The organism is Streptomyces sp. Y2F8-2 (genome assembly GCF_014905555.1).
GTDB lineage: Bacteria > Actinomycetota > Actinomycetes > Streptomycetales > Streptomycetaceae > Streptomyces > Streptomyces cynarae.
The window spans coordinates 254,045-273,596 of the sequence record NZ_BNGS01000011.1 but is presented as its reverse complement, the minus strand read 5'-3'; the positions used below and the strand labels follow the sequence as shown (position 1 = coordinate 273,596).

The following is a 19,552-nucleotide window of genomic DNA, read 5'->3' as shown; positions in this document are numbered from 1 at the left end:
TCCTGGCGGGCCTCACCGCCGCCCCCGGTGCTGGTGCGGAAGCGGCGACCGCCGGGGGTCCAAGCGGCGACAAGGCCCCGTACACGACGTGCTATGTGGACGGCCAAAGCTTCGGCGAAGGCACCCCCGTCGGGAGCGGTCCGCTGAAGTGGCAGTACTCCGGGACCCCATGGGCCGGCGCTCGTTACGACCGCTGCAAGAACACGGTCACTCTCTACTACGGCGGCTACAAGGCCCCCGCCTGGTACCAAGTCCGCTGGAGCCTCTCGCCTCAGCAGACCTTGGACACGTACAACACCCAAGGGGCCGGGGCGCGTCACAAGACGATGGTTGCGTCACACGCAGACAACACCACCAGCTACACGTTGCAGGTGCGGGCATGCAGCGGGACCCTCTGCACTCGATGGTCTCCCCTCATCATCCTGTCGTACTACCCCTGACAGGTCGGCGACGGAAGCCGGACGGCTTGTGGGAGATCGCGGAGCCGTTGATCCCGGAGCGACGAACACAGCCGCAGGGCGGTGTTCCCGCCCTGTTCCCACAACCTCGCGAGAACCAGCCGAAATTCAACCGTTGCAGCAGGTCAGGACAGTGGTGTACGCCGACGGCCGGAGCCCCCGCACAGCGGGCTCCGGCCGTCGATCAAGCAGGTGGGGTCAGAGGGCGAGGCCCGTCAGGACCAGCACCCGCTCGTAGGTGTAGTCCTCCATCGCGAACTTCACGCCCTCGCGCCCGACACCGGACAGCTTGGCACCGCCGTAGGGCATCTGGTCGGCGCGGTAGGACGGCACGTCACCGATGACCACGCCGCCGACCTCGAGGGCGCGGTGGGCGCGGAAGGCGACCTGGAGGTCGTGGGTGAAGACGCCCGCCTGGAGGCCGTACTTGGAGTCGTTGACCGCGTCGAACGCCGCGGCCTCGCCGTCCACCTTCTGCACCGTGAGGACGGGCCCGAAGACCTCCTCGCAGGAGATGGTCACATCGGCGGGGACGTCGGTGAGGACGGTCGGCGCGTAGGAGGCGCCGTCCCGCTTGCCACCGGTGAGCAGCGTGGCTCCAGCGTTCACCGCCTCGTCGACCCAGGACTCCACGCGCTTGGCGGCGTCCTCGCTGATCAGCGGGCCGACATCGGTCGCGCCGTCGGAGGGGTCGCCGGTGGCCTGGGCCTCGACGGCGGCGACGATGCGCGGCAGCAGCCGGTCGTACACCGAGGCGTCGGCGATCACGCGCTGCACGGAGATGCAGGACTGGCCGCCCTGGTAGTTGGAGAAGGTGGCGATGCGGTTCGCGGCCCGGTCCAGGTCCTCGTCGCTCGCGTAGTCGGCGAGCACGACGGCCGCGCCGTTGCCGCCCAGTTCCAGCGTGCAGTGCTTGCGCGGCACCGAGTCCATGATCGCGTAGCCGACCTTCTCGGAGCCGGTGAAGGAGATGACCGGCAGGCGCTCGTCCTGGACGAGGGCGGGCATGCGGTCGTTGGGGACCGGCAGGATCGACCAGGAGCCGGCGGGCAGCTCGGTCTCGGCGAGCAGCTCGCCGATGACCAGGCCGGACAGCGGGGTGGCCGGGGCGGGCTTGAGGATGATGGGGGCGCCGGCGGCGATCGCCGGGGCGACCTTGTGGGCGCACAGGTTCAGCGGGAAGTTGAAGGGCGCGATGCCGAGGACGACGCCCTTGGGGAAGCGGCGGGTCAGCGCCAGACGGCCCTGGCCGCCGGCGTCCGTGTCGAGGCGCTGGGCCTCGCCGCCGTTGAAGCGGCGGGCCTCCTCGGCGGCGAAGCGGAACACGGAGACGGCACGGCCGACCTCGCCGCGCGCCCACTTGATGGGCTTGCCGTTCTCGGCGGAGATCAGCTGCGCGATCTCCTCGGTGCGCTCCGCGAGCCGCTTCGAGACGTGGTCGAGGGCGGCGGCACGGACGTGGGCCGGGGTGGCGGCGAACTCGTCGCGCACGGCGTACGCGGCGGCCACGGCGTCCTCGACCTGCGCCTCGGTCGGGACACTGACCTTGCCGACGAGCCGGCCGTCCCACGGCGAGGTGACGTCGAAGGTGGTCTCACCGGTGGCCTGGCGGCCGGCGAGCCAGAAGGCGTGGGTGGAAGTCATAGCGTTCAGTCCCGGCCCTTCCGAGGTTGGCTGGTGCTTGGGGGGTGCGTGGTCCACGGTAGGGCCGGGATGTCCGGGGGTCGTTTGTCCGGGGAGTAGCACTGCCCGGGCGGGCTTCTACGCAATGTACAGCGGGGCTCCGCGCAGGGCCGTACGGCGGTGCTGCCGTACGGCGGTGGCGTCACTCCCCCGCCGCTGCCGTGGCCTTGAGCGCGAGCCACAGTTCCATCCGGACGTCCGGGTCGTCCAGGGAGCGGCCCAGGATCTCCTCGACCCGGCGCATCCGGTAGCGGAGCGTGTGGCGGTGGACGCCGAGGTCGGCCGCCGCCGCGTCCCACTGGCCGTGGCGGGACAGCCAGGCCCGCAGCGAGGCGACCAGGTCGCCGCGGCCCGTCGCGTCGTGTTCGCGCAGGGCGCGCAGCAGTCCGTCGGCGAAGGCGCGTACGGCGTCGTCCTGGAGCAGCGGCAGCACCGATCCGGTCGCCAGTTCATCGTGCTCGACCAGCGCCCGGCCGCGCCGCCGGGCCACCGAGAGCGCCTGTTCGGCCTGTTTGTAGGCGGCAGCCGCGGCGATCGGCCCGGCGGGCGCCGACATCCCGACCACGAGTTCGCCCTCGTCGGTGGCCGACTGCTCGCGGGCGGCGGCCCGGGCCGCCTGGACCGCCGGCGCGTACTGCCGGCAGGCGGCGACGGCGGCGCCCCCGTCGGCGGCGAGGATCACGAGGCGGGCCTCCCCCTCGGGCACGACGAGCACGGCCTCGCCGGTGCGGGCGGCGGCGGACTCCACGGTCTCCGCGAGCCCTTCCAGGGGGTCGCCGTCCGTGTCGGCCGCCGCGAGCACGGCGGCGGTCGGCTGCGCGGTCACCACGCGCGCGTGCCCGTCCGCGTGCGCCCGGGCGGCCGACGCGGACGCCGACTCGGCCACGATCACCCGGAAGGGCGCGTCCAGGAGGTCGCCGTACAGGTCCCCGGCCACGGCGCGGGCGTGGTCCGGCTGCCCGGCCAGCAGCATGCGCAGCACGGCCCCGCCGATCCGCTGCTCGGCGGCGTGCAGGGACCGGGAGCGTTCGGTGGTGAGGGTGAGCAGGGCGATGGCGGAGTGCACGGCGTACCGCTCGGCGGTGCCCAGCGGGGCGGCCGTGCCCACGGCGAGCGCGGCGCGCGGGCGCCGGCCGGTGCCGAGGGAGTGCAGTTCGACCCGGTCCTCTCCGTTCGCCTCTCCGCTCGCCCCGCCGACCACGGACGTGGCCGGCGCGGACCGCTCCCGCAGGCGCTCCACGTCGGCGGTGAGCCGTGCCGCGCGCCGTCCCGCCCACTCGGGCGCGGCGGCGACGACTGCGCCGGAGGCGTCGTACAGCGCGGCCCAGCCGTCGACCTGGGCGGCGAGCGCGGCAAGCAGTCCCTCCGGGCCGTCGCTGAGGGCCTGCCTGGTCAGCTCGCGCTGCGCGGCGAACCCCGCGGTCACGGCCCGGTACTGGTCGGCGGCGAGCGCGGCGGAGACGGCCTTGCTGATGGCGAGGAACGGGGTGCGGCGCGGCACCTCGAGCAGCGGGAGCCCCTCCTCGCGGGCCGCGTCCACGAGGGCCTCGGGTACCTCGTCGTAGTTGACGCCGACGGCGAAGCCGAGGCCGACCACGCCCGCGCCCACCAGCCGCTTCACATAGCGGCGCATGGCCTCGGGGTCCTCCGCGTCCAGCTTCAGCGCGGTGATCAGGAGCAGTTCGCCGCCCTCCATGTAGGGCACGGGGTCGGCGAGTTCGCTGACGTGTGCCCAGCGGACGGGGACGTCCAGGCGGTCCTCGCCCGCGCGCACGGTCAGCTTGAGCGCGGAGTGGTGGACGAGCGAGGCGAGGGTGAGGGGCATCGGGCCTTCGGATCCTGTGTCGTCTCGGCGATCGGTGCGATCATCATGTGATCGTTGTGATCCTTTGGCCGCCGCGTATGAACGACCTATGCCGATTCTGCCTCACCGTAAGGTCGGCGCGTGCCCTGATCCCCCTCAGTTCCGTAGATCCACCAGCAGCGGCGGGGCGTGCTCGCCCTTCACGTTCGTCAGGGAGAGCACCGCGTGCCCCGGCGGCACCGCGTGCGCCAGTTCGGACGCGGACCACCGCTCGCGCTCGACCTGGCGGACGGTCACCGCGCGCGCGGTCGGCGCGTGGCCGGTGATCACCCGGCGCAGCATGTGCAGGGCCTTGCCCGCCGGGGTCTCCGCGATGATCTGCCGATCGGTGACGTCCCGGGTCTCGGTCCACTCCTTGCCCCACACCTCGGCGAAGTCCTGGCCGTCCCAGGGGGTGAGGCCGGACAGCGCCATCCGGCACCCGGTGGCGCCGAGCAGGGGCCCGCGCAGCGGTCGGGGCACGTCGTCCAGGGTGCGCAGGGTGAGGACGACACCGGCGTTCGCGGACCTGAGCCGCTGGATGCCGCGGACGGCATCGGGGGTGACGACCCCGCTCGCGTCGTCGAGGAGCAGGCAGGCGAACAGCGACCGGTCCTCGCGGGCGGCGACACTGGCCGTGAACTGGGCGAGCACCAGTCGCGCGAGGATCCGCGAGGCGTCGGCGTGGCCGCGCTCGGGCAGGTCGATGCGGACCCGCACCGGGTGGTCGAGGGCGCGCAGGGAGAACGGCCGGGTCTGCCCGGAGGTGTCGAAGAACTGTGCGAAGGCCGGCCGGTCGAGCAGCGCGACCCGGTCGGCGAGGACGCCGCCGACGTCGCCGGGGTTCCGGGACTGGCGCTCCCGGGCGTCCAGTTCGCGCAGCAGGGCGTCCTGCCCGGTGTCCTTCAGGGCCTTGCGCAGGGCGGCGAGGGGCCCGGGGGCGCCGTCGAGGAGCTGGCGCAGCTCCGGTACGGACGGGAAGCGGCCGTGGACGGCCCGGTAGGGCCCGAGGAGCTGGGCGAGGACGGTGGTGGAGCGGCGGCTGTCCCCGCCGGGGTGCGGGTCGGCGAGGTCGCCGACGAGCGCCTCGGCGAGCACGGACGCCGCCTCGTCCGGGTCGGTGGTCCCGCCGTACAGGTCCAGGTCGTACACGGATTCGGGGTGTCCGACGCGTACGACGACGTCGTAGGCGTCCGCCGGTCCGAGCCCGGCGCCGGCCGCCCCGACCACGACGACGGCGGCCCGCCCGGTGAGCGCGTGCAGGCACAGCGACTCGGCGAGCGGCCACACCAGCGAGCTGGTCTTGCCGGACCCGGCTGGCCCCACGGCGACCAGGGAGGTGGCGAGCAGGTCGGGGCCGAGGGCGAGCCCGCTGCCGCGGTAGGCGTAGGGGTTGCGGGGGTCGTCGACGGTGGTGCCGAGCCGGACCTGGCCGGTGAACAGGTCGTGGCGGGCGAGCCGGGCGGGCAGGTCCCGCTCCCCGGAGGGGTGCGGGCAGGCGGCGGCGCCGTCCTTGAGCACCGCTCCTGTGAACGTGGCCAGGTCGTGCCGCCCGCTGAGCACGCCCTGCCAGGCGCGGGTGATGCGGGCGTGGTCGACGTCGCGCATCAGCCCGGAGTGCGCTTCGGCGGCGAGCCGGTCGGCGGCCTCGTGCGCCCCGGCGGCGCGGAGCTGGTTGAAACGGGCGGGGTCGTCCTCGGGTGCCGGGGGCTTCTCGGCCTCGGGGGTGGCGGGGCGCCAGGCGGGCGGTCCGAAGCGGCGCCAGACCTCGCCCCAGCGGCCGAGCTTGCCGACCGTGAGCATGATGGCGAGGGCGATCACCGTGTAGTAGCCGTACCAGAGGACGGCGTTGCCGACGCGGTCGTTGCTGTGCCGCCAGGAGTCGGGGGTGAAGAGGTCCAGCGGTACCACCCACCAGCCGCCGAGGTAGCCGTTCCACAGCAGCGACCAGATCAGCCAGCCGACCAGGAAGGCGATCAGCGCTCCGCTGAGCAGCTGCCGTGTCGGGATCCGCTCCGGTTCCTGCTCGGGCCGTGGCCGGTGCCCGAAGCGCCACACGCCGGGCAGCGCGGGCGGGCGTGGCGCCCGCAGCCAGGCCAGGAACGCCGAGCCGTCCGGCCGCGGCGGCAGCCCGGGGGCGTGCGCCGGGCGGGGCGGCACCGGGGGCGGCCCCGCCGGACGCGGCACGGGATCGGCCCGTGTGCTGCGTGCGTCCTGCGTTCCGTCGCTGTCCATCGCCTTCGCCCCCTGACCAGCCGCTCCGTCCACCATCAGCGAGTCAATCTAACGTCCCCGCAAGGGGAGTTCACCGCATACGCGACCGGGTGTCCGATGACGCGTCCCCTTCCGTGGCGTCCACCGCTATGTCCACGGCGGACAAGCGGGCGCGCGCAAGGCGCCCACATGGAGCATGCCCACCCTCCGCGGCCCGTCTTAGCCTGCGAGAAAAGAAGGCAAGCGTCCGAAAAACACCTTCGTCGACACGACCGTCGACATGCCGAACGCAAGATCATCAGGGAGCCCCCATGACCGCACTTCCGCAGGAGCGTCGCGTCGTCACCGCCATCCCCGGCCCGAAGTCGCTCGAGCTGCAGGCCCGTCGCACCGCCGCGGTCGCGCAGGGCGTGGGCTCCGTGCTGCCGGTCTTCACCACGCGCGCGGGCGGCGGGATCATCGAGGACGTCGACGGCAACCGGCTGATCGACTTCGGCTCCGGCATCGCCGTGACGTCCGTGGGCGCCTCCGCGGAGGCCGTCGTACGCCGGGCCTCCGCCCAGCTGCAGGACTTCACGCACACCTGTTTCATGGTCACGCCGTACGAGGGCTACGTGGCCGTCGCCGAGGCGCTGGCCGAGCTCACGCCGGGTGACCACGCCAAGAAGTCGGCACTGTTCAACTCGGGCGCCGAGGCCGTCGAGAACGCGGTCAAGATCGCCCGCGCGTACACCAAGCGCCAGGCGGTCGTCGTCTTCGACCACGGCTACCACGGCCGCACGAACCTCACGATGGCGCTCACGGCGAAGAACATGCCGTACAAGCACGGCTTCGGCCCGTTCGCGCCCGAGGTCTACCGGATGCCGATGGCGTACGCCTACCGCTGGCCGACCGGCCCGGAGAACTGCGGCCCCGAGGCCGCCGCGCAGGCCATCGACCAGATCACCAAGCAGGTCGGCGCGGACAACGTGGCCGCGATCATCATCGAGCCGGTGCTCGGCGAGGGCGGCTTCATCGAGCCGGCGAAGGGCTTCCTGCCCGCGCTGCGGAAGTTCGCCACGGACAACGGCATCGTCTTCGTCGCCGACGAGATCCAGTCGGGCTTCTGCCGCACCGGCCAGTGGTTCGCGTGCGAGGACGAGGGCATCGTCCCGGACCTGATCACCACCGCCAAGGGCATCGCGGGCGGCCTCCCGCTCGCCGCTGTCACCGGCCGCGCCGAGATCATGGACGCCGCGCACGCGGGCGGCCTGGGCGGCACCTACGGCGGCAACCCGGTCGCCTGCGCGGGCGCGCTCGGCGCGATCGAGACGATGAAGGAGCTCGACCTCAACGCCCGGGCGAAGGAGATCGAGGAGACCATGAAGGCCCGCCTGACGGCGATGGCCGAGAAGTTCGACGTGATCGGCGACGTCCGCGGCCGCGGCGCGATGATCGCGATCGAGCTGGTGAAGGACCGTACGACGAAGGAGCCGAACCCGGAGGCGACCTCGGCGCTCGCCAAGGCCTGCCACCAGGAGGGCCTGCTGGTCCTGACCTGTGGCACCTACGGCAACGTGCTGCGCTTCCTGCCGCCGCTGGTGATCGGTCAGGACCTGCTCAACGAGGGACTGGACATCATCGAGCAGGCGTTCGCACGCATCTGACCACCAACGTCAGGGGGTGTGAAGAAGGTGTGCGAGGTGGATGGCGGGACCCGATTCGGACTGTCGGAGCGGTTTTCCCTGCCGTAGGTTCTACCCAGATGAGAGATACACCCGCCCACAGGGGACTGTGGGCGGCACTGGGCCGGGGCCTCCCCAGCTTCGACCTGGTCGTGCCCTCGCGCACACAAGGAGCCTTCGGCTCCGGATCTCCTCATGATCGGACGGCCGCACGCCCCAAACCCCCCGGGGCGGGCGGCAACCCGGTCACTACGGCCGCCCCGGAACCACCCCCCCTGTTCCGGGGCGGCCGTTCCGCGTTCTGCCTCACCCGTTCAGGGGCCAGGCATCCCAGATCAGGTCCAGGCGGTGGTACGCGTCGTCGAACCACTCGTCCTTCAGGGGGACCGTCACGGTCACCGTGGTCAAGGACGTCGAGGCGTCCTCGACGGTGACGCGGCACCGCTCGCCGTCCCCGTCGCGTTCGACGAACAGCCGGGGGCCCCGTGTGCCCTCACGCCAGGCGATGTCCCGGCCGGCGTCCAGCGCGTCCAGGGCCTGCTGCCACTGCCGCAGGTCCTCGGGCAGGAGCCAGGCAGCGACACTGCCCCGCACGAACGGTGTGTCCACCAGGAACTCCCCGGTCAGTGCAGGCGTCGCGTCCGGATCCCTCTGCGGCTCCATACCCGTGATCCTGAGCACGACGCTGTTGCCCTCGCCTTCCAGGCGCATCAGGTCGATCGGCGCATCGGCCATTCCAGCCTCCCCCACTCGAGTGCTGCTCCACACTAACCGCCGCCACCGACACCGGGCGGGACCCGACCACGGCGGCCCGCCCGATGGGAAAATGTCCGATGTGTCGTCGCCCCGAGAACCCGCCCCCCACCGCAGGTGGCCGGCCTGCGTCCTGGCCACCGCCGTCCTCCTCTTCCTCCTCGTCACCTGGCAGGTCGTCGCTCATGGGCCGCTCGCGCGGGCGGACCGGCGGCTGAGCGGGGACCTGGTCCGACCCGACCGGGTCTCCGGGGCTCTCGCCGCCCTGGGGAACGTCTCCGTCGCCGTCCCGGTCCTCGCCGTGGTACTCGCCTGCGTCGCCTTACGTGCCCGGCGCGCCGGTACGCGGCGGTGGTGGCTGCCGTCCGTCGCCGCGGCCGTCCTGATGGCCGTCGTCCCGGTGGTCGTCATCCCGCTCAAGGACATCGTCGCCCGGCCGGGCCCACCCCTGATGAGCCCGGCCATCGGCTTCTTTCCCTCCGGCCACACGGCCACCGCCGCCGTCGCCTACGGTTCTGCGGCCCTCGTCCTGTGGCCCTGGCTGCGCACTGCGTACGCCCGCCGCGGCGTGCTCCTCGCCTGCCTCGCCCTCAACCTCGGTGTGGCCTTCGGCCTGGTCCGCCACGGCTATCACTGGCCCCTGGACGTCGTGGCCAGTTGGTGCCTGTGCACCGTGCTGCTGACCGGGCTCGCGGTGTTCCTCGCCCGACACGACAGACCGTAGGGGTCGGCGGCAGGTCCTCAGCTGTCGAAGCCCAGGCCCAGTCTGTCCATGGCCCTCAGCCACAGATTGCGCCGCCCCGCGTGCGCGTCCGCCCGCGCCAGCGACCACTTCGTCAGCGCGATGCCCGTCCAGGCGAACGGCTCGGGCGGGAACGGCAGTGGCTTCCTGCGGACCATCTGCAGTTCCGTCCGCTCGGTGCGCTCCCCCGCCAGCAGGTCGAGCATCACCTCCGCGCCGAAGCGGGTCGCGCCGACGCCGAGGCCCGTGTAGCCGGCCGCGTACGCCACTCGCCCCTGGTGGGCCGTGCCGAAGAACGCCGAGAAGCGCGAGCAGGTGTCGATGGCCCCGCCCCACGCATGGGTGAAGCGGACGCCCTCCAGTTGCGGGAAGCAGGTGAAGAAGTGCCCGGCGAGCTTGGCGTACGTCTCCGGACGGTCGTCGTACTCGGCGCGCACCCGGCCGCCGTACGGGTAGATCGCGTCGTAGCCGCCCCACAGTATGCGGTTGTCGGCCGAGAGCCGGAAGTAGTGGAACTGGTTCGCCGAGTCCCCGAGGCCCTGGCGGTTCTTCCAGCCGACCGAGGCCAGCTGGTCGGCGGTGAGCGGCTCGGTCATGAGCGCGTAGTCGTAGACCGGAATCGTGTACGAGCGGACGCGTCGCACCAGGTTCGGGAAGACGTTCGTGCCGAGCGCGACGCGCCGCGCGCGCACCTCGCCGTACGGGGTGCGGACGGCCATGCCGGCGCCGTACGGCTTCAGGGTGAGGGCGGGCGTGTGCTCGTGGATGCGGACGCCGAGCCGCAGGCAGGCCCGCTTGAGGCCCCAGGCGAGCTTCGCCGGGTGCACCAGGGCCACGCCCCGGCGGTCGTACAGGCCCGCCAGGAAGGTCGGCGAGTCGACCTGTTCCCGTACCGCGTCCGCGTCCAGGTACTCGACGCCGTCGGCCAGGCCCCGGCGTTCCATCTCCTCGTGCCAGTCCTTCAGTTCCCACGCCTGGTACGTCTCGGTCGCCACGTCGATCTCGCCGGTGCGCTCGAAGTCGCAGTCCAGCGAGTGGCGGGCGACCGCCTTCTCGATCTCGTCGAGGTTGCGGGCGCCCAGTTCCTGCAGCTTGTGGATCTCGTCCGGCCAGCGGGCGAGGCCGTTGGCCAGGCCGTGGGTGAGGGAGGCGGCGCAGAAGCCTCCGTTGCGGCCGGAGGCGGCCCAGCCCACCTCACGGCCCTCCACCAGCACCACGTCCCGCCCGGGGTCGCGCTCCTTGGCGATCAGCGCGGTCCACAGTCCGCTGTAGCCGCCGCCCACGACCAGCAGGTCGCAGGTCTCGGCGCCGGTGAGCGCGGGCTCGGGGCCGGGCCTTGCGGGGTCGTCCAGCCAGTACGGGACCGGCCGGGCTTCGGAGAGGGATCTCGTCCAACGGGTCATGGCGCTCGGGGCCATGATGTCAACTCCCTACGGAATCCAAGGAACGGAGGACTACGCCTTCTGACGCCTTCTGCGGTTGCCGACGGTCATGGACGCCAGCACGAACAGGACGGCGACGATGAACATCGTCGTGCCGATGACATTGATCTGGACGGGCGTTCCGCGCTGCGCCGAGCCCCACACGAACATGGGGAAGGTGACGGTGGAGCCCGCGTTGAAATTGGTGATGATGAAATCGTCGAAGGACAGTGCGAAGGCCAGCAGCGCGCCCGCGGCGATTCCGGGGGCGGCGATGGGGAGCGTGACCCTCAGGAACGTCTGCGCCGGGCCCGCGTACAGGTCCTGCGCCGCCTGTTCCAGCCTCGGGTCCATCGACATCACGCGGGCCTTGACCGCGGTGACGACGAAGCTGAGGCAGAACATGATGTGCGCGATCAGGATGGTCCAGAAGCCGAGCGATGCGCCCATGTTGAGGAACAGGGTGAGCAGCGAGGCCGCCATGACGACCTCGGGCATCGCCATCGGCAGGAAGATCAGCGAGTTCACGGCGCCGCGCGCGCGGAAGCGGTAGCGGACCAGCGCGAAGGCGATCATCGTGCCGAGGACCGTGGCGCCGAGCGTCGCCCACACGGCGATCTGGAGGCTGACCGCCAGCGAGCCGCACATTCCGGCGACGCCGCACGGATCCTTCCAGGCGTCCATGGAGAACTGCTGCCACTCGTAATTGAAGCGGCCCGTCGGCTTGTTGAAGGAGAACACCGTGACGACGACGTTCGGAAGCAGGAGATATCCGAGCGTCAGCAGTCCGGCGACGACGACGAGATGGCGCTTGAGCCAGTTGAAGAAGGTCATCTCTTAAACCAGATCCTCCGTGCCGGACCTGCGGATGTAGACCGTGACCATGACGAGGATCGCGGCCATCAGGATGAAGGAGAGGGCTGCGGCCTTCGGATAGTCGAGGACGGTCAGGAACTGTGTCTGGATGACGTTGCCGACCATACGGGTGTCCGTGGAGCCGAGCAGATCGGCGTTCACGTAGTCGCCGGCCGCCGGGATGAAGGTCAGCAGGGTGCCGGAGACCACGCCCGGCATCGACAGCGGGAAGGTGACCTTCCGGAAGGTGGTGAAGGGCCGGGCGTACAGGTCGCCGGCCGCCTCGTGCAGGCGCGGGTCGATGCGCTCCAGCGAGGTGTACAGCGGCAGGATCATGAACGGCAGGAAGTTGTACGTCAGTCCGCACACCACCGCGAGCGGGGTGGCCAGCACGCGGTCGCCGGAGGTCCAGCCGAGCCAGTTGGTGGCGTCCAGGACGTGCAGGGTGTTCAGGGCGCCGACGACCGGGCCGCCGTCCGCGAGGATCGTCTTCCAGGCGAGCGTACGGATCAGGAAGCTGGTGAAGAACGGCGCGATCACCAGGATCATGATCAGGTTCCGCCAGCGGCCCGCGCGGAAGGCGATGAGGTACGCGAGCGGGTAGCCGAGGAGCAGACACAGCAGCGTCGCGGCTGCCGCGTAGAGGACGGACCGCACGAACTGCGGCCAGTACGCGGACAGCGCGTCCCAGTAGGTGGCGAAGTGCCAGGTGACCTTGTAGCCCTGCTCCAGGGAGCCCGTCTGCACCGACGTGGACGCCTGGTAGACCATCGGCAGCGCGAAGAAGACCAGCAGCCACAGGATGCCGGGCAGCAGCAGCCAGTACGGCGTGAGGCGGCCCCGTCTGCGCGGGGGCTTCTGCTTCTGGGGAGCGGTGGGCGCGAGGGGCGGGGGCGCCTCGGTGACGGCGGCCATCAGGCGGCCACCTCCTCTTCCGGCTCCACGGTCTCGACGCCGGCGTCGCCCGTCGTCCCGGCAAGCAGGGACTGAGCCGCGTCGAGGCCGAAGGTGTGGGCCGGGTTCCAGTGCAGGACGACCTCCGCACCGGGCACCAGACGGGGGTCGCGGTCGATGTTCTGGGCATAGACCGCGAACTCGGGGCAGACCGGGCTGTCGACGACGTACTGGGTGGAGACGCCGATGAAACTCGCGTCGGCGATCCTGCCGGTGATGCGGTTGCGGCCCTCGGGGACCTCGCCCGCGTCGTCGGCGTGGGTGAGGGAGATCTTCTCCGGGCGGACGCCGACGAGCACCTTCCCGCCGTTTCCGGTGGGCGCGGAACAGCGCGCCTCGGGGAGGGTGAGCCTGCCGCCGCCCGCCTTCAGAACGATCTCCCCGCCGTTCTTGGCGTCGACCTCCGCCTCGATCAGGTTGGAGGTGCCGAGGAAGTTGGCGACGAACGTCGTCCGCGGGTTCTCGTACAGGTCGGTGGGCGAGCCGAGTTGCTCGACCCGGCCCGCGTTCATCACGGCGACCGTGTCGGCCATCGTCATGGCCTCCTCCTGGTCGTGCGTGACATGGATGAAGGTGATGCCGACCTCGGTCTGGATCCGCTTGAGCTCCAATTGCATCTGGCGGCGCAGCTTGAGGTCGAGGGCGCCGAGCGGCTCGTCCAGGAGGAGCACCTTGGGGTGATTGATCAGCGCACGGGCCACGGCGACGCGCTGCTGCTGCCCGCCGGAGAGCTGGTGCGGCTTCTTGCGCGCCTGTTCGCCGAGCTGCACCAGCTCCAGCATGTCCTCGACCTGCTTCTTCACCGACTTGATGCCGCGCCGGCGCAGGCCGAAGGCGACGTTCTCGAAAATGTCGAGGTGCGGGAAGAGGGCATAGGACTGGAAGACCGTGTTCACGGGGCGTTTGTACGGCGGCAGGTGCGTGACGTCCTGGTCGCCGAGGTGGACGGTGCCGCTCGTGGGCTCCTCCAGGCCGGCGATCATGCGCAGGGTCGTGGTCTTGCCGCAGCCGGAGGCGCCGAGCAGGGCGAAGAAGGAGCCCTGCGGCACGGTCAGGTCGAGCGGGTGCACGGCGGTGAAGGAGCCGTAGGTCTTGCTGATGCCCGTCAGGCGGACGTCGGCGCCGGTGTCTGTCGTGGTGGTCATCGTCGTCACGCCCCTGTGAGCTTCGCGAACTTCTCTTCGTAGGCCGTCTCTTCCTTCTGCGTCAGCGAGCGGAAGGCGTGGGACTTGGCGGCCATGGCCTTGTCGGGAATGATCAGCGGGTTGTTCGCCGCCGACTCGTCGATCTTCGCGAGGTAGTCCTTCACGCCGTCGACGGGGGACACGTAGTTGATGTAGGCGGCGAGCGCGGCGGCCTGCTCGGGCTCGTAGTAGAAGTCGATGAGCCTCTCGGCGTTGCTCTTGTGGCGCGCCTTGTTGGGGATCAGCAGGTTGTCGGTCGACGTCATGTAGCCGCTGTCCGGGATGACGTAGTCGACGTCCGGGCTGTCCGCCTTGAGCTGGACGACGTCGCCGCCCCAGGCGACGCAGGCGGCCAGGTCGCCCTTGGTGAGGTCGGACGTGTAGTCGTTGCCGGTGAAGCGGCGGATCTGGCCCTTGTCGACGGCCTTCTGCAGGCGGGCCAGCACCGCGTCGAAGTCGTCGTCGGTGAACTTCGCGGGGTCCTTGCCCATGTCGAGCATCGTCATGCCGACGCTGTCGCGCATCTCCGACAGGAAGCCGACTCGGCCCTTGAGCTTGGGATTGTCGAGCAGGTCGGACACCGACCTGACCTCGATGCCGTCCAGGGCCTTCTTGTTGAAGGCGATGACCGTGTCGATGCCCTGCCAGGGGTAGGAGTAGGCGCGGCCGGGGTCCCAGTCGGGGCTGCGGAACTGGGCCGACAGGTTGGCGAAGGCGTGCGGCAGGTTGGACGGGTCCAGCTTCTGCACCCAGCCCAGGCGGATCAGCCGGGCGGCCAGCCAGTCGGTGAGGACGATGAGGTCGCGGCCGGTGTCCTGGCCCGCGGCGAGCTGCGGCTTGATCTTGCCGAAGAACTCGTTGTTGTCGTTGATGTCCTCGGTGTATTTGACCTTGATCCCGGTCCGCCGGGCGAACGTGTCGAGCGTCGGGTGGTGCTTGCCGCTGTCGTCCACGTCGATGTACTCGGGCCAGTTGGAGAAGTTGACGACCTTCTCCTTCGCCGAGAAGTCCTGCGTGGACGTGCCGCCCTGTGTCTTGCCGGCCGGCGGGATGCCGCAGGCGCTCAGCGCCCCCAGGCCGCCCACAGCGAGCACACCGCCCGCGGAGGCGCGCAGCAGCGAACGGCGGGTCAGGGCGGCCCTGCCGCTGCGGAAACTGCGCCGCATGGCGGCCACTTGGGCCGGGGTCAGGCGGTCGGGCTCGTACTGCTCCATGCGCGTGGTGCCCTTTCGGAGGTGGTGGCCTTTGGGGAGGGTGTGCGGCCGCGGGTCGGGCGGCCCGTCTGCTAGCGGTCCCCGAAGATCGTGCGGTGCCAGTCCTTGCGGGCCACCGCCGTGTTGTCGAACATGACGTGCTTGATCTGGGTGTATTCCTCGAACGAGTACGCGGACATGTCCTTGCCGAAGCCCGAGGCGCGGTAGCCGCCGTGGGGCATCTCGCTGATGATCGGGATGTGGTCGTTGACCCAGACGCAGCCCGACCTGATCTCGCGGGTCGCGCGGTTCGCCCGGTAGACGTCCCGCGTCCAGGCGGAGGCGGCGAGGCCGTAAGGGGTGTCGTTGGCGAGCCGGATGCCCTCGTCGTCGCTGTCGAAGGGCAGGACGACCAGCACGGGCCCGAAGATCTCGGACTGGACGATCTCGCTGTCCTGGGGTGCGTCGGCGATCAGGGTGGGCCGATAGTACGCGCCGTCCTTGAGGTCGCCCCCGGGGGCCTCCCCGCCGGTCACCACGCGCGCGTAGGCACGCGCCCGGTCGACGAAGCCGGCCACACGGTCCCGCTGGACGTGCGAGATCAGCGGGCCCAGATCGGTGCCGGGAGCGAACGGGTCGCCGAGCCGGACGGTCTCCATGAGGGCGGCCGTCCGCGCGACGAACTCCTCATAGAGGGGCCGTTGCACGTACGCGCGCGTGGCGGCCGTGCAGTCCTGGCCGGTGTTGATGAGGGCGCCCGCGACCGCGCCGTGCACGGCGGCCTCCAGGTCCGCGTCGTCGAAGACGACGAAGGCGGCCTTGCCGCCGAGTTCCAGGTGGAGGCGCTTGACGGTCGCGGTGGCTATCTCGGCGACGCGCCTGCCGACCGTGGTCGAACCGGTGAAGGAGGTCATGGCCACGTCGGGGTGACCGACGAGATGCTCGCCGGCCTCCTTGCCGGAGCCGGTCACGATGTTGATGACACCGTCCGGGATGCCGGCGTACGTGGCGGCCCGCGCGAAGAGCAGGGAGGTCAGCGGGGTCGGCTCGGCCGGTTTCAGGACGATCGTGTTGCCCGCGGCGATCGCCGGGAGGATCTTCCAGGCGGCCATCTGGAGGGGGTAGTTCCAGGGCGCGATGGAGCCGATGACGCCGATGGGTTCGCGACGGACGTAGGAGGTGTGGTCGCCGGAGTACTCACCGGCGGACTGCCCCTGGAGGTGGCGGGCGGCACCGGCGAAGAAGGCGGTGTTGTCGATCGTGCCGGGTACGTCGAACTCCCGCGTGAGCTTCAGCGGTTTCCCGCACTGGAGCGATTCGACGCGGGCGACGTCCTCGGCGCGGTCGGCGAGGACGGCGGCGAAACGGTGCAGCGCGTCGGAGCGTTCGCCCGGGGTCGCCGCGGACCACTCGGGGAAGGCTGCGCGGGCTGCGGCCACGGCACGGTCGACGTCGTCGGTGCCGGCCAGTTCGTAGGTGTACACCTCGGTGCCGGTGGACGGGTCGATCACCGAGTGCGTACGGCCCGAGGTGCCCGTGGCCGGCCGGCCCGCGATGTACTGCGCACCGTCCGCGAAACGTTCCTGTACCTCGTCCCGCATCGTCGGGCGGGTGTCGGCGTCGCCGGCGTTGCCGGGGTTCTGCATGTCGCTCTCCTCCGCCGCCGGCCCCGCGTGCGCTGCAGAGGCCGGCGTAGCTTCGGCTCGATGTGAGTGCCGATCCTGACAGAGGGAGGGGAGGCCAACAAGTGATTCCGTTGTTGCCTTTTGGTTACGCGACGGAATCTGTCGACCAGGTGTCGAGTGCGGCCTATAAAGGGGGGACGGAATGTCAGTGGTGCCTGCCAGACTCGGCGGCATGGAGAAGATCGGTTCTTGGGACGCCCTGATCGGGGAGGTCCGCGCGGGGGCGAGGATCAAGTACCTCCACTTCTGGGGGCACCGGCCGCGCGGGGACGGGCAGATCGGGGCGAGCTGCCTCAGCCAGTGGTGGCCGTCGCCGTTCACCGTGGACGGCGTGGAGTACGCGACGGCGGAGCACTGGATGATGGCGTCGAAGGCGCGGCTCTTCGACGACGCGGAGGCGGAGCGGAAGGTGCTTCAGTCGCCGGAGCCCGCCCTCGCGAAGAAGGCGGGACGGCTGGTGCGCGGCTTCGACGAGGCCGTATGGGAGCGCGAGCGGTTCGGCATCGTGGTCGAGGGCAGCGTGCACAAGTTCGCCGCGCATGAGGAGCTGCGGGACTTTCTGCTGGGCACCGGGGAGCGTGTGCTCGTCGAGGCGAGCCCGCTGGACCGGGTGTGGGGCATCGGGCTCGCCGCGGACGACGAACGGGCGGCGGATCCGGAGCGGTGGCGGGGGCCGAACCTTCTGGGGTTCGCGCTGATGGAGGCGCGGGAGCGGCTGGCCGCGGGTCAGGGGGTGTCCGATGACTCAGCCGGCGGCGCCCGTCACCAGTGAGGTCGAGTAGCCGTCGTCGGTGCCCGTCCACGGGTCGTCGCCGCTGTCGTCCGGGACGGCGAGGAGGACGATGAGCAGGACGGCGCTCAGGACGAAGCCGACCGCTCCGCAGATGAGGCCGGCCAGGGCCATGCCTCCGTTCGTCGCCTCCCCTCGGCCCGCCCTGCGGCGGCCGATGATGCCGAAGATCACGGCGAGCACACCGACGATCAGGGCCACCGGCCAGAGGCAGAACAGGACGAGGGAGATGACGCCGAGCACCAGCGAGGCGATCCCCATGCCGTTGCTCGGCGGGAGGGGCATACCGGGCCAGCCGTAGCCGGCGCCCTGGGAGCCGTAGGGCGCGCCGTACCCCGGATGTCCGGTGTACTGGGGAAAGCCGTACGGCACCTGCCCCGGCCCCTCGGGCCCGATGGGGGGCGGCGGTACGGGGCCGTCCTGGGCGGCGGGCGAAGGAGCGAAGGGGTTGCCGGGGGCTGCGATGCCGGGGCCCGGAGCGGCGTACTGAGCGGCGTACGGAACGGCCCTGCCGGGTCCCGGAGCGGCGTACGGGCCGGCCCAGGGTCCCTGGGGCGGGGTGCCCGGCAGGGCGGGGCCCGGCGGCGGGACGGCCGTGGGCCGGGCGTGCCCGGAGGGGGCACCGCCGCCGGAGGCCACGGTGCCCTGGGGGTCGACGGGGGGCGCCCACGGGTCGGGGGCGGACTTGTCGAGCCGTACGCCGGAGGGCTGATCGGCGGGGGTGGCGGACGCACCCGGTATCCAGCCGCCCGCACCGTCCGGGGCGCCCGGCGCCTGTCCGCCCGCCACCCTGTCCGTTCCGTCCGTCCCGTGGCCCGCGGAGGCCCACCCGTCCGGAGCCGTGTCCTGAGGTGTTCCCGGGCGCTGGGCGTCGTCGGACATGCGTGGGTCCCCCTCTGTCGAATGTCCCGTCATGCTACGGCCGCGTCTCCCCGACGTCGGTCCGCGTCCTACGATGATCCCGCACGTCACCGATCAGCCGATCACCCGCGTCCCGGCCGAGCCGTGGCTCCACCGCCCGGCGCCGGGACGCCGTTCCCGGGGAGGGACCTTGACCGACCACCGCGACGCTCCCGCCGTGCGCGATCTGCACGCCTTCATCGCCGGACTGCCCAAGGCCGAACTGCACGTGCACCACGTCGGCTCCGCCTCCCCCCGCATCGTCTCCGAACTGGCCGCCCGCCACCCCGACTCCAAGGTGCCCACCGACCCCGAGGCCCTGGCCGACTACTTCACGTTCACGGACTTCGCCCACTTCATCGAGGTGTACCTGTCGGTCGTCGACCTGATCCGGACCCCCGAGGACGTCCGCCTGCTGACGTACGAGGTCGCCCGTGACATGGCTCGCCAGCAGGTCCGCTACGCGGAGCTGACCATCACGCCGTACTCGTCCACCCGCCGCGGTATCGACGAGCGCGCGTTCATGGACGCCATCGAGGACGCCCGCAAGGCCGCGGAGGCCGAGTTCGGGACCGTGCTGCGCTGGTGCTTCGACATCCCGGGCGAGGCCGGGCTCGTATCGGCCGAGGAGACGGTCCGGCTCGCCACCGACGACCGGCTGCGTCCCGAGGGGCTGGTCTCGTTCGGGCTCGGCGGTCCCGAGGTCGGCGTACCGCGGCCGCAGTTCAAGCCCTACTTCGACCGGGCCATAGCGGCGGGCCTCCACTCCGTTCCGCACGCGGGCGAGACGACCGGGCCCGAGACGGTCTGGGACGCGCTGAACGAGCTGCGGGCCGAGCGCATCGGGCACGGCACCAGTTCCGCCCGCGACCCGAAGCTGCTGGCCCACCTCGCCGAGCACCGCATCCCGCTTGAGGTGTGCCCGACCTCCAACATCGCCACGCGCGCGGTCCGCTCGCTCGACGAGCACCCCATCAAGGAGTTCATGCGCGCCGGTGTCCTCGTCACCGTCAACTCCGACGACCCGCCGATGTTCGGCACCGACCTCAACAGCGAGTACGCGGTCGCCGCGCGGCTCCTCGACCTCGACGAGCGTGGTCTGGCCGCTCTCGCCAGGAACGCGGTCGAGGCGTCGTTCCTCGACGACGCCGGCAAGGCGGCGCTGTCGGCCGAGATCGACGCGTACACCGCCGCCTGGCTGGCGCCCTGACGG

General features: G+C 71.5%; 16 protein-coding genes. 5 read left to right on the top strand and 11 right to left on the bottom strand.

Annotation, left to right across the window (positions count from 1 at the left end; genetic code table 11):
• Window positions 1-95: 95 nt before the first annotated feature.
• A complete protein-coding gene (locus SY2F82_RS32050) occupies window positions 96-440 on the top strand; it encodes a hypothetical protein (protein ID WP_200422660.1) in 345 nt (114 codons plus the stop codon).
• Between the two features lie 216 nt (window positions 441-656).
• On the opposite strand, the gene SY2F82_RS32045 is transcribed toward SY2F82_RS32050, so the two are convergent.
• The 3 genes from SY2F82_RS32045 to SY2F82_RS32035 all read right to left on the bottom strand — a co-directional run bounded on the left by SY2F82_RS32045 (window position 657) and on the right by SY2F82_RS32035 (window position 6,219).
• Entirely contained in the window at window positions 657-2,102 is a 1,446-nt protein-coding gene (locus tag SY2F82_RS32045; protein WP_200422659.1) for an aldehyde dehydrogenase family protein, read from the bottom strand.
• Window positions 2,103-2,283: 181 nt separating this feature from the next.
• On the bottom strand, window positions 2,284-3,966 hold the full coding sequence (locus SY2F82_RS32040) for a PucR family transcriptional regulator (protein ID WP_200422658.1): 1,683 nt from the start codon (window positions 3,964-3,966) through the stop codon (window positions 2,284-2,286).
• 135 nt (window positions 3,967-4,101) lie between these two features.
• Window positions 4,102-6,219, bottom strand: coding sequence for an ATP-binding protein (locus SY2F82_RS32035; protein WP_200422657.1), 2,118 nt, complete (start codon window positions 6,217-6,219; stop codon window positions 4,102-4,104).
• 290 nt (window positions 6,220-6,509) lie between these two features.
• Here SY2F82_RS32035 and gabT point away from each other — a divergent pair, with 290 nt between their 5' ends.
• Window positions 6,510-7,844: a 4-aminobutyrate--2-oxoglutarate transaminase gene (gene gabT, locus SY2F82_RS32030; RefSeq protein WP_200422656.1), complete on the top strand. Its 1,335-nt coding sequence runs from the start codon at window positions 6,510-6,512 to the stop codon at window positions 7,842-7,844.
• Between the two features lie 324 nt (window positions 7,845-8,168).
• Here the strand turns inward: gabT and SY2F82_RS32025 are convergent, their stop codons facing one another.
• Window positions 8,169-8,597, bottom strand: a complete 429-nt coding sequence (locus SY2F82_RS32025; protein WP_200422655.1) for a DUF5959 family protein — start codon at window positions 8,595-8,597, stop codon at window positions 8,169-8,171.
• A 91-nt stretch (window positions 8,598-8,688) separates the two neighbouring features.
• On the opposite strand from SY2F82_RS32025, the gene SY2F82_RS32020 reads away from it, so the two are divergent.
• Window positions 8,689-9,339, top strand: coding sequence for a phosphatase PAP2 family protein (locus SY2F82_RS32020; RefSeq protein WP_200422654.1), 651 nt, complete (start codon window positions 8,689-8,691; stop codon window positions 9,337-9,339).
• A gap of 17 nt (window positions 9,340-9,356) precedes the next feature.
• Here SY2F82_RS32020 and SY2F82_RS32015 read toward each other — a convergent pair whose 3' ends face one another.
• The 6 genes from SY2F82_RS32015 to SY2F82_RS31990 form a co-directional block, all read right to left on the bottom strand.
• Complete coding sequence (locus SY2F82_RS32015) at window positions 9,357-10,775, bottom strand: FAD-binding oxidoreductase (protein ID WP_200422653.1); 1,419 nt, start codon at window positions 10,773-10,775, stop codon at window positions 9,357-9,359.
• Between the two features lie 36 nt (window positions 10,776-10,811).
• The gene (locus SY2F82_RS32010) at window positions 10,812-11,612 is read right to left on the bottom strand and encodes an ABC transporter permease (protein ID WP_200422652.1); all 801 of its coding nucleotides are present in this window, start codon (window positions 11,610-11,612) and stop codon (window positions 10,812-10,814) included.
• A 3-nt stretch (window positions 11,613-11,615) separates the two neighbouring features.
• Window positions 11,616-12,548: an ABC transporter permease gene (locus tag SY2F82_RS32005; RefSeq protein WP_200422651.1), complete on the bottom strand. Its 933-nt coding sequence runs from the start codon at window positions 12,546-12,548 to the stop codon at window positions 11,616-11,618.
• Window positions 12,548-13,732: an ABC transporter ATP-binding protein gene (locus tag SY2F82_RS32000; RefSeq protein ID WP_200422650.1), complete on the bottom strand. Its 1,185-nt coding sequence runs from the start codon at window positions 13,730-13,732 to the stop codon at window positions 12,548-12,550. Before SY2F82_RS32000 ends, SY2F82_RS32005 begins: the two co-directional genes overlap by 1 nt.
• Window positions 13,733-13,737: 5 nt before the next feature.
• Entirely contained in the window at window positions 13,738-14,985 is a 1,248-nt protein-coding gene (locus tag SY2F82_RS31995) for a spermidine/putrescine ABC transporter substrate-binding protein (protein ID WP_200422649.1), read from the bottom strand.
• 71 nt (window positions 14,986-15,056) lie between these two features.
• A complete protein-coding gene (locus SY2F82_RS31990; RefSeq protein ID WP_374707222.1) occupies window positions 15,057-16,610 on the bottom strand; it encodes a gamma-aminobutyraldehyde dehydrogenase in 1,554 nt (517 codons plus the stop codon).
• Between the two features lie 181 nt (window positions 16,611-16,791).
• Here SY2F82_RS31990 and SY2F82_RS31985 point away from each other — a divergent pair, with 181 nt between their 5' ends.
• Window positions 16,792-17,421 carry an NADAR family protein gene (locus tag SY2F82_RS31985; RefSeq protein WP_200422648.1) on the top strand — a complete coding sequence of 210 codons (630 nt, stop codon included), beginning with the start codon at window positions 16,792-16,794 and terminating at the stop codon, window positions 17,419-17,421.
• Here SY2F82_RS31985 and SY2F82_RS31980 read toward each other — a convergent pair.
• Complete coding sequence (locus SY2F82_RS31980; RefSeq protein WP_200422647.1) at window positions 17,395-18,321, bottom strand: DUF4190 domain-containing protein; 927 nt, start codon at window positions 18,319-18,321, stop codon at window positions 17,395-17,397. The two genes, SY2F82_RS31985 and SY2F82_RS31980, sit on opposite strands and share 27 nt — an antisense overlap.
• A 73-nt stretch (window positions 18,322-18,394) precedes the next feature.
• Here SY2F82_RS31980 and SY2F82_RS31975 point away from each other — a divergent pair, with 73 nt between their 5' ends.
• Window positions 18,395-19,549, top strand: a complete 1,155-nt coding sequence (locus tag SY2F82_RS31975) for an adenosine deaminase (RefSeq protein ID WP_374707221.1) — start codon at window positions 18,395-18,397, stop codon at window positions 19,547-19,549.
• Window positions 19,550-19,552: the final 3 nt, after the last annotated feature.